This window comes from Burkholderiales bacterium, from assembly GCA_015075645.1.
Classification (GTDB): Bacteria; Pseudomonadota; Gammaproteobacteria; order Burkholderiales; family Casimicrobiaceae; genus VBCG01.
The window spans coordinates 443,199-457,168 of sequence record JABTUF010000003.1 but is presented as its reverse complement, the minus strand read 5'-3'; the positions used below and the strand labels follow the sequence as shown (position 1 = coordinate 457,168).

The 13,970-nt window shown below is 71.4% G+C and carries 14 protein-coding genes; 8 read left to right on the top strand and 6 right to left on the bottom strand.

Going from position 1 to position 13,970, the window contains the following annotated elements:
• The first annotated feature begins 2 nt into the window (after positions 1–2).
• The 8 genes from HS109_09100 (at position 3) to HS109_09065 (ending at position 8,076) form a co-directional block, all read left to right on the top strand.
• The gene (locus tag HS109_09100) at positions 3–2,216 is read left to right on the top strand and encodes a xanthine dehydrogenase family protein molybdopterin-binding subunit (protein MBE7522531.1); all 2,214 of its coding nucleotides are present in this window, start codon (positions 3–5) and stop codon (positions 2,214–2,216) included.
• A gap of 109 nt (positions 2,217–2,325) precedes the next feature.
• Entirely contained in the window at positions 2,326–3,459 is a 1,134-nt protein-coding gene (locus HS109_09095) for an ABC transporter substrate-binding protein (GenBank protein ID MBE7522530.1), read from the top strand.
• 96 nt (positions 3,460–3,555) lie between these two features.
• Positions 3,556–4,386, top strand: a complete 831-nt coding sequence (nudC, locus tag HS109_09090) for an NAD(+) diphosphatase (GenBank protein ID MBE7522529.1) — start codon at positions 3,556–3,558, stop codon at positions 4,384–4,386.
• Between the two features lie 75 nt (positions 4,387–4,461).
• Positions 4,462–5,052 carry a tetratricopeptide repeat protein gene (locus HS109_09085; GenBank protein ID MBE7522528.1) on the top strand — a complete coding sequence of 197 codons (591 nt, stop codon included), beginning with the start codon at positions 4,462–4,464 and terminating at the stop codon, positions 5,050–5,052.
• A gap of 26 nt (positions 5,053–5,078) precedes the next feature.
• Positions 5,079–5,651, top strand: coding sequence for a peptidylprolyl isomerase (locus HS109_09080; GenBank protein MBE7522527.1), 573 nt, complete (start codon positions 5,079–5,081; stop codon positions 5,649–5,651).
• Positions 5,652–5,697: 46 nt separating this feature from the next.
• On the top strand, positions 5,698–6,198 hold the full coding sequence (locus HS109_09075) for a peptidyl-prolyl cis-trans isomerase (GenBank protein ID MBE7522526.1): 501 nt from the start codon (positions 5,698–5,700) through the stop codon (positions 6,196–6,198).
• A 26-nt stretch (positions 6,199–6,224) separates the two neighbouring features.
• Positions 6,225–6,953, top strand: a complete 729-nt coding sequence (locus tag HS109_09070; protein MBE7522525.1) for a UDP-2,3-diacylglucosamine diphosphatase — start codon at positions 6,225–6,227, stop codon at positions 6,951–6,953.
• Between the two features lie 232 nt (positions 6,954–7,185).
• A complete protein-coding gene (locus HS109_09065; protein MBE7522524.1) occupies positions 7,186–8,076 on the top strand; it encodes a TerC family protein in 891 nt (296 codons plus the stop codon).
• A 10-nt stretch (positions 8,077–8,086) separates the two neighbouring features.
• Here HS109_09065 and HS109_09060 read toward each other — a convergent pair whose 3' ends face one another.
• From HS109_09060 to folC, 6 genes are all read right to left on the bottom strand, one after another.
• Positions 8,087–9,328: a cystathionine gamma-synthase family protein gene (locus HS109_09060; GenBank protein ID MBE7522523.1), complete on the bottom strand. Its 1,242-nt coding sequence runs from the start codon at positions 9,326–9,328 to the stop codon at positions 8,087–8,089.
• Between the two features lie 207 nt (positions 9,329–9,535).
• The gene (locus HS109_09055; protein ID MBE7522522.1) at positions 9,536–9,787 is read right to left on the bottom strand and encodes a hypothetical protein; all 252 of its coding nucleotides are present in this window, start codon (positions 9,785–9,787) and stop codon (positions 9,536–9,538) included.
• Positions 9,788–9,802: 15 nt separating this feature from the next.
• Positions 9,803–11,308 carry an amidophosphoribosyltransferase gene (gene purF / locus HS109_09050; GenBank protein MBE7522521.1) on the bottom strand — a complete coding sequence of 502 codons (1,506 nt, stop codon included), beginning with the start codon at positions 11,306–11,308 and terminating at the stop codon, positions 9,803–9,805.
• 3 nt (positions 11,309–11,311) lie between these two features.
• Positions 11,312–11,857, bottom strand: a complete 546-nt coding sequence (locus HS109_09045) for a CvpA family protein (GenBank protein ID MBE7522520.1) — start codon at positions 11,855–11,857, stop codon at positions 11,312–11,314.
• Between the two features lie 69 nt (positions 11,858–11,926).
• On the bottom strand, positions 11,927–12,649 hold the full coding sequence (locus HS109_09040) for an SPOR domain-containing protein (GenBank protein ID MBE7522519.1): 723 nt from the start codon (positions 12,647–12,649) through the stop codon (positions 11,927–11,929).
• Positions 12,650–12,669: 20 nt separating this feature from the next.
• Positions 12,670–13,965, bottom strand: a complete 1,296-nt coding sequence (gene folC, locus HS109_09035) for a bifunctional tetrahydrofolate synthase/dihydrofolate synthase (GenBank protein ID MBE7522518.1) — start codon at positions 13,963–13,965, stop codon at positions 12,670–12,672.
• Positions 13,966–13,970: the final 5 nt, after the last annotated feature.

Genomic DNA, 13,970 nt, shown 5'->3' with positions numbered 1-13,970 from the left:
CGATGACCGACACTCGCATCGTCAACCTGTCGCGCTCGCGCCGGGCGTTCCTCAAGGCCGGCGGCGCGGCCGGCGCGGGCCTCGTCCTCGGCGTGGTCCTTCCCGCGGCCGCGCAGTCCGGCGCTCCGGGCAAGGCCGGCGCCACGGCGATCGCGCCGCCGTTCGAACCCAACGCGTTCGTGCGCATCGGCCGCGACAACACGGTGACCGTGGTCGCGAAGCACGTCGAGATGGGCCAGGGCGCGTACACCGGGCTCGCCACGATCGTCGCCGAGGAACTCGACGCCGCGTGGAGCCAGGTCCGTGTCGTCGGCGCGCCGGCCGACGCGTCGCGCTACAACAACCTCTCGTGGGGGCCGATGCAGGGCACCGGCGGATCGTCGGCGATCGCGAATTCGTGGGAGCAGTTGCGCAACGCCGGCGCGAGCGCGCGCGCGATGCTGGTCGCCGCGGCGGCGAAGAAGTGGAACGTCCCCGCCGGCGCGATCGAGGTGTCGGGCGGCGTCGTGTCCCACGCTTCCGGCCGCAAGGCGAGCTTCGGCGAACTCGCCTCGGACGCGGCCGCGATGCCGGTGCCCGCGACGGTCACGCTCAAGGACCCGAAGGACTTCGTGTTCGTCGGCAAGACATTTCCTCGCGTCGACGCGCTCGCGAAGTCGAACGGCACCGCGCAGTTCACGCAGGACGTGCAGTTCCCGGGCATGCTGACCGCCGTCGTGCTGCACCCGCCGCGCTTCGGCGCGCGCGTGAGGAGCTTCGACGCGAGCGGCGTGCGCGACGTGCCGGGGGTGCGCGGCGTGCTCGAACTCCCGTCCGGCATCGCGGTGCTCGCCAACGGGTTCTGGGCGGCGAAGAAGGGACGCGACGCGCTGAAGGTCGAGTGGAACGAGAACCGCGCGTGGAAGGGCTCGACCGGCGAACTGATGGACGAGTACCGCAAGCTCGCGCAGAAGCCGGGCAAGGTCGCGCGCGCCGACGGCGACGCGGCGGCCGCCATCGCGGCGGCGGCGACGAAGCTCGAGGCGAGCTTCGAGTTTCCCTACCTCGCGCACGCGGCGATGGAGCCGATGAACTGCGTGATGCGCCTGTCGGACGACAAGTGCGAGGTGTGGAACGGCGAGCAGTTCCAGACCGGCGACCAGAAGGCGATCGCACAGGTCGTCGGGTTGAAGCCGGAGCAGGTCTCGATCACGATGCTCTACGCCGGCGGCAGCTTCGGCCGGCGCGCGAATCCCCAGTCGGACTACGTCGTCGAATGCGCGGAGATCGTGTCGCGGCTCGCGAAGTCGGGCACGAAGGGTGTCCCGGTGAAGCTCGTCTGGACGCGCGAGGACGACATGCGCGGCGGCATGTACCGGCCGATGTACCTGCACACGCTGCGCGCCGGGCTCGACGCGGGCGGCGCCATCGTCGGCTGGCAGCACCGCATCGTCGGCCAGTCGATCCTCGAGGACACGATCTTCGGAGGCGCGGTCCGCAAGACCGGGATCGACCCGACCTCGGTGGAAGGTGCCAGGAACCTGCCCTACGCGATCCCGGCGATCGCCGTGGACCTCCATTCGACCGCCGAGGCTCCGACCGTGCAGTGGTGGCGATCGGTGGGCTCGTCGCACACCGCATTCTCGACCGAGACCTTCCTCGACGAACTCGCCGTCGCGGCGAAACAGGATCCGGTCGAACTGCGCCGCAAGCTCCTCGCGCAGCACCCGCGCCACCTCGCGGCGCTCGAACTCGCGGCGAGCAAGGCCGGATGGGGCAGCCCGCTCGCGGCAGGCAAGGCGGGCGAGAAGCGGGGCCGCGGCATCGCGGTGCACGAGTCGTTCGGCACCGTCGTGGCGCAGGCGGTCGACGCAACGGTGAAAGCCGACGGCGGCATCGCGGTCGATCGCGTGGTGTGCGCGGTCGAATGCGGCCTCGCGGTCAATCCCGACGGCGTGCGCGCGCAGATGGAAGGCGGGATCGGGTATGGACTCTCCGCGGCGCTCTTCGGCGCGATCACCGTCAAGGACGGGCTGGTCGAACAGTCGAACTTCCACGACTACCGGGTGCTCCGCATCCACGAAATGCCGGCGGTGGAGGTCCACATCGTGCCGTCGGCGGGCAAGCCGACCGGGGTGGGCGAGCCCGGGACGCCGGTGATCGCTCCGGCGCTCGCGAACGCCGTTTACGCGGCGACCGGCAAGCGGCTGCGGACCCTGCCGCTGCGGCTCGGCTGACGGGGGGAGGAGTGCGGCGCCGAGACATCGCCGCTGGCCCGATGCTTGCTCCCGAATGGTGTCGGCCACGGCTCGCCGCGACGCCTCTCCACCCACCCCGAGGTCGCCCATGACGTTGCGCTCGTTCCTCGCTGCCGCCCTGCTGGCCGCGTCCGTTCCGGTCACGGTGGCGGCGCAGGGCATCACCTCGACCACGATCGTCATCGGCCAGTCCGCGGCCACCTCGGGCCAGGCCTCCGACCTCGGCACCGAGATGCGCGCCGGCGCCCTCGCCTACTTCAACGCGGTGAACGCGCGCGGCGGCGTCAACGGCCGCCGGATCGAACTGCGGACGCTCGACGACGGCTACGAGCCCGACCGCTCGCTCGCCAACACGCGCCGCTTCGTCGAGACCGACCAGGTCTTCGCGCTGTTCGGCTACGTCGGCACGCCGACGACGCTCGCCTCGATGCCGGTGTTCACGCGCGCGCAGGTGCCGCTCGTCGGGCCGTTCACCGGCGCCGAGGTGTTCCGCAAGCCGTTCAACCGCTACGTGTTCAACGTCCGCGCGAGCTACTTCGTCGAGACCGAGAAGCTCGTCGAACTGCTCGCGACGCTGCGCATGCAGCGCATCGCGGTGTTCTACCAGAACGACGCCTACGGCAAGGCGGGCCTCGAAGGCGTCGAGCGCGCGATGAAGGCGCGCAACATGCCGATCACCGGCACCGCCACGGTCGAGCGCAATTCGACCGACGTGAAGGCGGCGGTCGCGACGCTGTCGAAGCTCGACCCGCAGGCGGTGATCATGATCGGCGCCTACAAGGGCTGCGCCGCGTTCATCAAGGCGATGATGGCCGCCGGCATCCACGCGCAGTTCCTCAACGTGTCGTTCGTCGGCAGCCGGGGCCTCGCCGAAGCGCTGGGTCCCGAAGGGCGCGGCGTCGGCATCTCGCAGGTCGTTCCGTTCCCGTGGAACATCGGCACGCCGGTGGTCAAGGAGTACCAGAAGCTCATCGCGGCCGAGGCCGGCAAGGACAAACTCTCGTTCACGAGCCTCGAAGGTTTCATCGCCGCGAAGGTCCTGGTCGAGGGCCTGCGCCGCGCGGGGCGGGACCTGACGCGCGAGAAGCTCATCGCGGCCCTCGAGACGATGAACGACTACGACGTCGGTGGCTTCACCGTGACCTACACGCCGACCGACCACAGCGGCTCGCGGTTCATCGAACTGACCGCGATCGGGAAGGACGGCGCGTTCGTGAGGTGACGGGCCGCGCGGGAGCCTGGCATCCGTGCCGGGCTCATTGACGGCTCCGAAGCTGCCGCGCTGCTGCGGCATAATCGACGGCGCGATCGCGCCGTCATGCACACGCCTCCCGGATTCGCACCTTCGCACCGGCTGCCCGCCGACCTCCCGGGCGGCACGCTCGCCTTCGCGTTCTCCGGCACGAAGCTCGTCGCGCGCGGCGACGCCGGCGCCGCGACGATCGCCACGCTCGCGGACCTCGACGCCGCCGGCCTCGCCGGGGAACGGCATTTCCTCGGCGATCTCGCCGGCGTGCCCTGCGTGGCGGTCGCGCTCGGCGACGACATCTCCGCCCCGCCGGGCTTCATCGCCGCCGGGTTGCGGACCTACTTTACGAGGTTGCCGGACGCGCTCCTCGCGCTCGCCGCGCGCGCGTTCCAGGTCGCCGACTTCGACCGCTCGCACCGCTACTGCGGGCGCTGCGCGACGCCGACGCGATCCCGCCCCGACGAACGCGCGCGCGAATGTCCGTCGTGCGGGCTCGTCGCCTATCCGCGGGTGTCGCCGGCGATGATGACGCTGGTGACGCGCGGCCGCGAAGTGCTCCTCGCGCGCTCCGAGCGGTTCGCTCCCGGGATGTACTCGGCGCTCGCCGGCTTCGTCGAGCCCGGCGAGACGATCGAGGACTGCATCCGGCGCGAAGTGCGCGAGGAGGTCGGCATGGAGGTGCGCGATCCGGCGTACTTCGCGAGCCAGTCGTGGGCGTTCCCGCATTCGCTGATGATCGCGTACACCGCCGAGTACGCGGGCGGCGAGATCCGCCTCGAGGATCCCGAGATCACCGACGCGCGATGGTTCGCGCTCGACGCGCTCCCCACGCTCCCCTCGCCGGTGTCGATCGCGCGCCGCCTGATCGACGCGACCGTCCTCCGCCTGCGCTCGGCCTGACGCCACGCGCGCTTCGACCCGGGTCTCCGCCTCCGCGGGCTTGCGGGGGCTTGCGCTAGAATCGGCTCCTTCCGCATGGTCCGCGCCCGTCTCCTCGTCGCCTCGTTCGCCGCGCTCGTCGCCTCGCACGCGCTCGCGCAGGCGCCCGCGACGAAGCCGCCGCCCGAGCCGCCGCCCACGCCGCTACCGGCCGAGTTCTCCGCCGAAGCGATGAAGGCCTACGCGGCCGGCCTGAAGGAGGCGCGCGAACTCCTCGCGCAGAAGCGCTACGACGAGGCGATCGCGAAGCTCGACGCGCTCTCGCGCGAGCGGCCGCGCGAGCCGCAGGCGCGGTTCCTGAAGGCGGTAGCGCAGTCGGATCGCGGCGACGCCGATGCCGCGATCGCGACCTTGCGCGGTCTCGCGGCCGACTTCCCCGAGTTGCCCGAGGTGCACAACAACCTCGCCGTCCACTACGCCGCGCGGGGCAACCTCGATCTCGCGAAAGCCGAACTCGATCTCGCGATCGCGGCGTCGCCCGAGTACGCGCCCGCGATCGAGAACCTGGGCGACGTGTACGCCCAGCTCGCCGCGCGCCAGTACGAGCGCGCCGTCGCGCTGGAAAAGGGCAAGGGCGCCGCGCCGGCCAAGCTCAAGCTCGTGCGCGAAGCGCTCGCCACCCGATAGTTCCCGCCATTCCCCGGAGGTTCCGCATGACCCGCAGCATCCTCGCCGTTGTCTTCGCCGCCGCGCTCGCGTCGGCCCCTGCGCTCGCCCAGAAGGTCGAACTCGACACCACCGCGGGCAAGATCGTGCTCGAACTCGACGCGAAGGCGGCGCCGAAGACGGTCGAGAACTTCCTCGCCTACGTGAAGGCGGGCCACTACGACGGCACGCAGTTCCACCGCGTCATCGACGGCTTCATGATCCAGGGCGGCGGCTACACGACCGACTTCTCCGAGAAGCCGACGCGCCCGGGCATCCGCAACGAGGCCGACGCCTCGTCGAAGGCCGGGCTCCTCAACACGCCGGGCACGATCGCGATGGCGCGGACCCGGGATCCGCACTCCGCGTCCGCGCAGTTCTTCATCAACGTCGCCGACAACAAGTTCCTCAACTACCGCGACTCCACGGTGGAGGGCTACGGGTACACGGTGTTCGGCAAGGTCGTGCAGGGCATGGACGTCGTGAACCGGATCGCGAAGGCCCCGACGGGCAAGGGCGGCCCGTTCCCGAAGGACGTGCCCGCGACGCACGTGGTGATCACCCGCGCCAGGGTGCTGTAACGCCGGACGACGGCGAACGCCCCCGCGGGCGCGAACGGAGAGACGCATGACGAACGTGAGACTCGAAACGAACCAGGGCGACATCGTGCTTTCGCTCGACGACGCCAACGCGCCGGCGACCGTCGCGAACTTCCTGCAGTACGTGCGCGACGGCCACTACGACAACACGGTGTTCCACCGCGTGATCGACGGCTTCATGGTCCAGGGCGGCGGCTTCGAACCGGGGATGCGACAGAAGCCCACGCGCAAACCGGTCGCCCACGAGGGCGCGAACGGCCTCAAGAACAAGCGCCACACGGTGGCGATGGCGCGCACCGGCGACCCGCACTCGGCGACCGCGCAGTTCTTCATCAACGTCGCCGACAACGACTTCCTCGACTTCAAGTCGCCCGGCGGCAACGGATGGGGCTACACGGTGTTCGGGAAGGTCGTCGAGGGCGGCGACGTCGTCGATCGCATCAAGGCCGTGGCGACCGCCCGCAGCGGCATGCACGAGAACGTGCCCATCGCCGACGTGGTGATCCGCAAGGCGGAGGTCGTGGTCTAGGCGAGCTCCGGGCAGGGGTAGCGGCGATGGCTCCCGACCTTTTCGCCTCCGACCTGCATCTGTCGCCCGCGCGGCCGGGCATCGCGGAGGCCTTCCATGCGTGGGCGCGCGGACCGGCCCGCACAGCGCGGTCGGTGCGCATCCTGGGCGACCTCTTCGACACCTGGATCGGCGACGAGGGCATCCACGAGCGTTTTGCGGCGTCGGTCGTCGCCTCGCTGCGGGGCATCGCGGACGCAGGCGTCGCGCTCGGCGTGATGCACGGCAACCGCGACTTCCTGCTGGGCCCGCGCTTCGCCCGGGCCGCCGGCGCGACGCTCCTGCCCGAGCGCGTCGTCGCCGACGTCGGCGGCGTGCCGACGCTGCTCCTGCACGGCGACGAACTGTGCACCGGCGACGCCGACTACCAGCGCTACCGCGCATGGGTCCGCGACCCTGCGCGACTTCGACGGTTCCTCGCGCTCCCCTGGCCGGTCCGGCGCGCCGTCGCGGCGTGGCTGCGCCGGCGCAGCCGGATCGCGACGCGCGACAAGCCGGACGAGATCATGGACGTGAGCGACGACGCGGTGATTCGCGCGTTCCGCGACGCCGGGACGACGCGCATGGTGCACGGCCACACCCACCGGCCGGCGACGCATCGGCACGACGTCGACGGCCGGGCCTGCGAGCGGATCGTCCTCTCCGACTGGCGCGACCGCGCCACGTGGCTCGAGGTCGGCGCGGCGGGGGTGCGGCCGTGCGAGCTCGAGGCCTGACAGTGGTCAGGAGTCAGTTGACAGTTGACAGTGGCGCCCGTGTTTCCGCTGGCGGCGCGTCGAGCGCCGATGCGGCGTTGCTGCGGGTGGGCCCGTTGCCCGACCCACGAGGACATTGCCACGGCGCTCAATGCGCCGCCACCGGTGACTCGCAGCTACTGTCAACTGCCAACTGACTCCTGACAACTGAAACCCGACTACACTAGCGGAATCTCGAGCCCGGGAGCACGCGATGGCCGTCGAACTGTTCTCCAACGCCTGGTGGTCGGCGCTCGCCGCCATCATCGTGATCGACCTCGTGCTCGCCGGCGACAACGCCATCGTCATCGGGCTCGCCGCGCGCAACGTCCCGCGCGAGCACCAGCGCCGCGTGATCCTCTGGGGCACGTTCGGCGCGATCGCGGTGCGCGTCGCGCTGACCTCGGTCGTCGTGTGGCTGCTGAAGATCCCCGGCTTCCTGCTGATCGGCGGCGCCGCGCTCGCCTGGATCGGCTGGAAGCTCACCGACGAGACCGGCGGCGGTGAGCACAAGATCGCCTCGACTTCGTCGATCCGCGGCGCGATCCAGACCATCATCGTCGCGGACGCCGTGATGGGCGTCGACAACGTGCTGGCGATCGGAGGCGCGGCGCACGGCAGTGTCCTGCTCGTGCTGATCGGCCTCGCGATCTCGATCCCGATCGTGGTCTGGGGCTCCACCATCGTTCTGAAGGCGGTCGAGCGTTTCCCGCAGATCCTGTGGATCGGCGCCGGTGTGCTCGGCTGGACCGCCGCCAAGATGATCGCGAGCGAGCCGCTGCTCCTGCAGACTTTCGACACGCACCCCGTGCTGCGCACGGTGCTCTACGTCGCCATCGTGGGCCTGCTCGTCGCCGCGCCGATGTGGCGGCACGCCTCGCCGCAGGGCCGCGCGAAGGGAGCGATCCTGGCGTTCCTCGCCGCGTGGCTCAGTTTCTGGGGCTACGTCGAGGACCGCCTCGACCTGCACTTCGACGCGATCGACGACTGGCACTGGGACAACGAAATCGTCGACCTCGTGCGCTGGATCGGCTGGATCCCGTTCGCGATCGCGCTGCACCGCCGGTTGCTGCCTTCGCAGCCGGCCGCGAAGCACGCGTCGTAAGGCTCCGGGTCTACGCGAGCGCGTCGGCGAAGTCGGCGACGAGATCCGCCTCGTCCTCGATGCCGACCGAGACGCGCACCAGCGTCTCCGCGATTCCCATCGCCGCGCGCCGCTCGCGCCCCATCTCCCAGAAGATCGTCTGCGCGACCGGAATGGCGAGCGTCCGGTTGTCGCCGAGGTTCGACGACAGCACGACGACCTTCAGGCGGTTGAGGATCGCGAAGGTGTCGACGCCCTCGTCGAGTTCGAACGCGAAAAGCGCCCCGAAGGAACGGAAGAGCTTCGCCGCGAGCGCGTGCTGCGCGTGCGAGGCGAGTCCGGGGTAGTGGACCGCGCGCACGCGCGGATGGGTCTCGAGCAAGCGTGCGAGCGCGAGCGCGTTGGCGCACTGGCGGTCCATCCGCAGCGCGAGGGTCTCGGCGCCGACCGCGAGGTGGTGCGCCTGCTCGGGCGAGAGCGTCCCGCCGAAGTCGCGCAGCCCCTTCTTGCGGATCTGCAGGATCGCCCAGCGCTTCGCATCGCCGGTCTTGTAGTTGTCGATGATCCGCGGATGGCGGGTCCAGTCGTAGCGGCCCGTGTCGGTCACCGCGCCGCCCAGCGCGTTGCCGTGGCCGCCGATGTACTTGGTCAGCGCGTTGACGACGAGGCTCGCGCCGACGTCGATCGGCCGGAAGAGCCACGGCGAGGTCATCGTGTTGTCGACGACGTACACGATGCCGCGCCGCGCGCAGATCTCGCCGATCCGCGCGAGGTCGGCCACCTGCGTGCGCGGGTTCGCGATCGTCTCGACGAACACCAGGCGGGTCGCGGGCGTGATCGCCGCCTCGACCGCCGCGGCGTCGGTCGCATCGACGTAGCTCACGAGCGTGCCGTGCGCCTCGAGCGTCTGCAGCATGCTCGCGGTGTTGCCGAACAGGAAGCGGCTCGCGACCACGTGGTCGCCGGCCGCGGTGAGCGTGAGGAGGACCGCCCCGATCGCCGCCATGCCGGTCGCGAAGGTCACGCTCGCGACGCCGCCTTCCATCGCGGTGACCTTGGCCTCCAGCGCCGCGGTGGTCGGATTGCCCTGCCGCCCGTAGACGTGGCCGGTCTGGCGGTTCTGGAACACCGCCGCCAGGTCGTTCACGTCGCGGTAGCCGTACGCGACCGACACGTGCAGCGGCTTGTGCAGCGCGCCGTGCTCGATGGCGGATTCGCGGTCGGAATGGAGGATCGCGGTCGTGAAGCCGCGGGCACGGGAAGGTGTGGTCATGGCGGTCGTCAAACGAAAAACCCGTCGGGCGTGTTGGCCGAAAAGGCCGCCGGACGGGTTTCGCGTGCCCCGGCCCGGAATCTCCGGACTCGAGGCGAACCTCGCTTTAGCGGCATTTGTAATGCGCCCGCAAGCTGAAGCTCAAATCGGCGCAACGCAATCCTACTCCGGCGCGCCGCCGCGGTCAAACGGCGGTGCGCTGGCGCATCACGCGCCGTCTCCCGCGTCGGCATCGGTCCGGTTCGCGTCGGCCGCATCGGCCTTCGTTCCCGGCGGCCCGGCGCTGGTCGGAGCGGCGGTCGAGGTCGTGCTCCGGCCGATCCATCGCTCGCGCATCACCGTGACCGGTCCGCGCGCGGAGCGCATCACGCGGCCGGCCTTGACGTCGCGCCGCCACACGATGAACCCGATCACGACGACCACGGCGGCGAGCACGAGGAACATCTCGAACGTGATCATCGCGGCCTCCTTCGGTCAGGCGGACGTCCCCACGGTGTCGTCGTCGCGCATCGGCTCGCCGCGTCCCTCGTGGCGCGCGCCGGCGAGCTGCTGCAGGTACTCGGGCGTCACGTCGCCGGTCACGTAGCGGCCGTCGAAGCACGACGCCTCGAACTCGCCGAGCCTCGGGTTCGCGGCGCGCACCGCAGCCTTCAGGGCGGCGAGGTCCTGGTAGATGAGCCGGTCCGCGCCGATCTCGTTCGCCACCTCGTCCTCGCTGCGCCCGTGCGCGACGAGTTCGGCCTGGTTCGGCATGTCGATGCCGTAGACGTTCGGATAGCGCACCGGCGGGCTCGCGGACGCGAAATACACCTTGCGCGCGCCGGCGTCGCGCGCCATCTGCACGATCTCGCGCGAGGTCGTGCCGCGCACGATCGAGTCGTCGACCAGGAGGACCACCTTGCCCTCGAACTCCATGCCGATCGGATTCAGCTTCTGCCGCACGCTCTTCCGGCGCATCCCCTGCCCCGGCATGATGAAGGTGCGCCCGACGTAGCGGCTCTTGACGAAGCCCTCACGGTAGGTGAGCCCGAGATCGCCGGCGAGCTGCATCGCCGACGGGCGGCTCGAGTCGGGGATCGGGATCACGACGTCGATGTCGCGCACGTCCGGCATGGCGCGCAGGCGCTTCGCGAGCTCGGCGCCCATGTGGATGCGCGACTCGTAGACGCTGGTGCCGTCGATCACGCTGTCGGGGCGGGCGAGGTAGACGTACTCGAAGATGCAGGGGACGAGCCGCGGCGCGTCCGCGCACTGGCGCGCGTGCATCGTGCCGGCGAAGTCGACGTAGACCGCCTCGCCCGGCTCGAGGTCGCGCAGCACGCGGAACCCGCAGGCCTCGAGCGCGACCGACTCGGAGGCGACCATGTACTCGGGCCCCGCGAGCGTCTCGTTGACGCCGACGATCAGCGGGCGGATGCCGAACGGGTCGCGGAACGCGAGCATCCCGTAGCCCGCGATCATCGCGACGATCGCGTAGGCGCCCCTGCAGCGGCGGTGCACGCCCGCGACCGCGCGGAAGATCGCGTCGGGATCGAGTCGGTGGTGCTGCGCCGAGCGTTCGAGCTCGAGCGCGAGCACGTTCAGCAGCACCTCGCTGTCGCTGTTCGTGTTCACGTGGCGGAAGTCGAGCTGGAACAGCTCGCGTTTCAGCGCCTCGCTGTTGGTCAGGTTGCCGTTGTGGCCGAGCGTGATCCCGAACGGGGCGTTGACGTAGAACGGCTGCGTCTCGAGGTCGGAGAACGCGCTGCCCGCCGTCGGATAGCGGCAGTGCCCGATGCCCGCCGCGCCGGTCAGCTCGCGCATGTTCCGGGTGCGGAACACGTCGCGCACGTAGCCCTGCGCCTTGTACATGTGGAACACGTTGCCTTCGCTCGTGACGATGCCGGCGGCGTCCTGCCCGCGGTGCTGCAGCAGCATGAGCCCGTCGTAGAGGAGCTGGTTGACCGGCGCGTGCGAGACGGCGCCGACGATGCCGCACATGGGTCAGGCCTCGCTCACGGACAGGCGCGGCGCGAGGCCGGCGGCGGCCTTCGGCGGCGGCGAGAAATCCAGCCGCTCGGCCCACGCATGCGGCAGCCACGGCCGCAGGCCGAGGGCCGCGGCGCCGAGCGACGGCGAGAGAAACGCGTTCTGCCACCAGTCCCGCTGCGCCCATCCGATCGCGCCGGCGACGAGCGCGAACGCGACGACGATCGCGATGCCCCGGACGAAGCCGAAGGTCGCGCCGAGCGCGGCGTCGAGGAAGCCCATGCCGGCCTTGCGCACGATCGCGCGCAACGGCCACGCGACGAGCGCACCCGCGACGATCGCCAGGACGAACACGAGCACGAATGCGATCACGTAGGGCACCGCCGGGGCTTCCTTCACCTCCGGCAACTGCGCGCCGATGAGCGGCGCGAACCCGAGCGCGACGACGAAGCCGACGAGCCACGCCGCGGTGCCGATGAGCGAGCGGATCACGCCGCGCGCGTAGGCGAACAGCACGGAGAGCGCGACGACGAGGAAGGCGCCGAAATCGAGCCAGGTCATCGCTGGCGCTCCGCCCTGGCTGCCGGTCGTGGCGTGCGCGCACTCATCGGCGTCGCCGCGCTCGCGCCGCTACTTCGACGGCACGACGATGCCGGCGTGCCCTTCGCCCTTCAGCCGGTCGCGCGCCTGCGCGGCGGCGTCGCGCGCCGGGTAAGGGCCGACGCGCACGCGCCACAGCGTGCCGCGCGAGGTCGAGAGCGTCTCGGTGAACGCGGGGTAGCCCGCGCGCTTGAGCTTCGCCGCGAGCGCATTCGCACCCTTGTCGTCGGAGAACGCGGCGAGTTGCACGGCGTAGCCGGCGTCCTTCGGGGCATCGGCCCTGGCCGCGGCCGGCGGTGGATCGACCGCCTTGCCCGATGCCGCCTTGCCGGAAGCGGTCGCGGCGACTGGTGCGGTCGAAGCCGGCGCCGTGGCTGCCGGCTTCGCGGGCGGCGGCGCGGCGGGGGCCGGCGATGCCGACGTTGGTTCGGCCTGGGGTTCGGCCTTGGCCTCGGTTCTCTGTTCGGCCTTCGCGTCGGCCGCGGGCGCAGGGCGGGCGCCCGGCGTCAGCACCGACCTTTCCGCGTCCGCGAGCGACTTCTTCGGCGCGGCGCCGTTGAGCTTGCCGACGAACTTGCCGTCGTCGACCGGCGGGATGCGCACCGAGACGTCTTCGCCGAGCGGCTTCGGATCGCTCTCGAGCAGCATCGGCACGACGACCGCCGCGACCAGCGCGAGCACGATCGCGCCGATCAGGCGGCGGCGCCCGCGGCGCTTCAGTTCGTCGAGATTCTGGTCGGCGGTGTCGGCCATCGCGCGGATCGGCCGCTCATTCACCGGGCCGCGGCGAGCACGGCGGCCACCGTGAGGAACGAACCGAAGGCGACGATTCTATCAGCCTCGCCGGCCGCGGCGAGCGCGGCCCGCCAGGCGTCGCCGACGTCCGCCTCGAGGCGGATCGCCTCGCGCGGGACGCCGGAGCGTTCCAGCGCCTGCGCGAGGCGCTCGGCGCTCGCGCCGCGCGGCCCCGGGAGCGGCGCGACGAACCAGCGGTCGATCGCCGGACGCACGGCGTCGGCGACGGCCTCGATGTCCTTGTCGGCGAGCATCCCGAAGACGGCGAAGGTCGCCGGGTGGAAGCCCATCGATCCGAGCGACGCGGCGAGCGCTCGGGCGGCCTCGGGATTGTGCGCGACGTCGAGCACGCGCGTCGGGCGACCGGGCAGCACCTGGAAGCGTCCGGGCAACTCCACGCTCACGAGCGCTTCGCGCAGCGCCCCCGCCGGCACCGGCAGCCGGTCGCGCAGCGCATCGACCGCCGTGATCGCGCAGGCGGCGTTGCCGAGTTGCGGCGCGCCGCGCAGCGCGGGCATCGGGAGCCCGTAGCGGTTCCCGCCCGGACCGCGGTAGCGCCACTGCGCACCCTCGGAGGTCGCCGCGAAGTCGCGGCCGCGCACGAGCAGGTTCGCGCCGACACGCGCCGCCTCGTCGACCACGGAGCGCGGCGGATCGGGATCGCCGCACACCACGACGCGACCGCGCCGGAAGATGCCCGCCTTCTCGCGGCCGACCGACTCGCGCGTGTCGCCGAGGAAGTCGCGATGGTCGAGGTCGATGCTCGTGACCACCGCCACTTCCGCGTCGATGACGTTGACCGCGTCGAGCCGTCCGCCGAGGCCGACTTCGAGCACGAGCCCGTCGAGCCCGGCGCGCGAGAAGAGGTGGAGCGCGGCGAGCGTGCCGAACTCGAAATAGGTGAGCGGCACCGCGGGCTCGATCGAGGTGCGCGCGTCCTCGACCGCGTCGAGCGCGCCGACGAGCGCTTCGTCGCTCGCCTCGACGCCGGCGACGCGCACCCGCTCGTTGTAGCGCATCAGATGCGGCGAGCCGTACAGCCCGGTGCGGTAGCCGGCGGCGCGCCACATGGTCTCGATCATCGCCGAGGTCGAGCCCTTGCCGTTGGTGCCGGTCACCGTGACGACCGGGCAGCGGATCGGCGCGTCGAGCCGCGCGAGCACCGCGCGCACGCGGTCGAGCCCGAGCGCGATCGCCTTCGGGTGCAGCGTCTCGAGATAGGCGAGCCAGCCGGGGAGGTCGCGCGGACGGCGCGCGCGAGCGAGCGGCGTCACGCGGT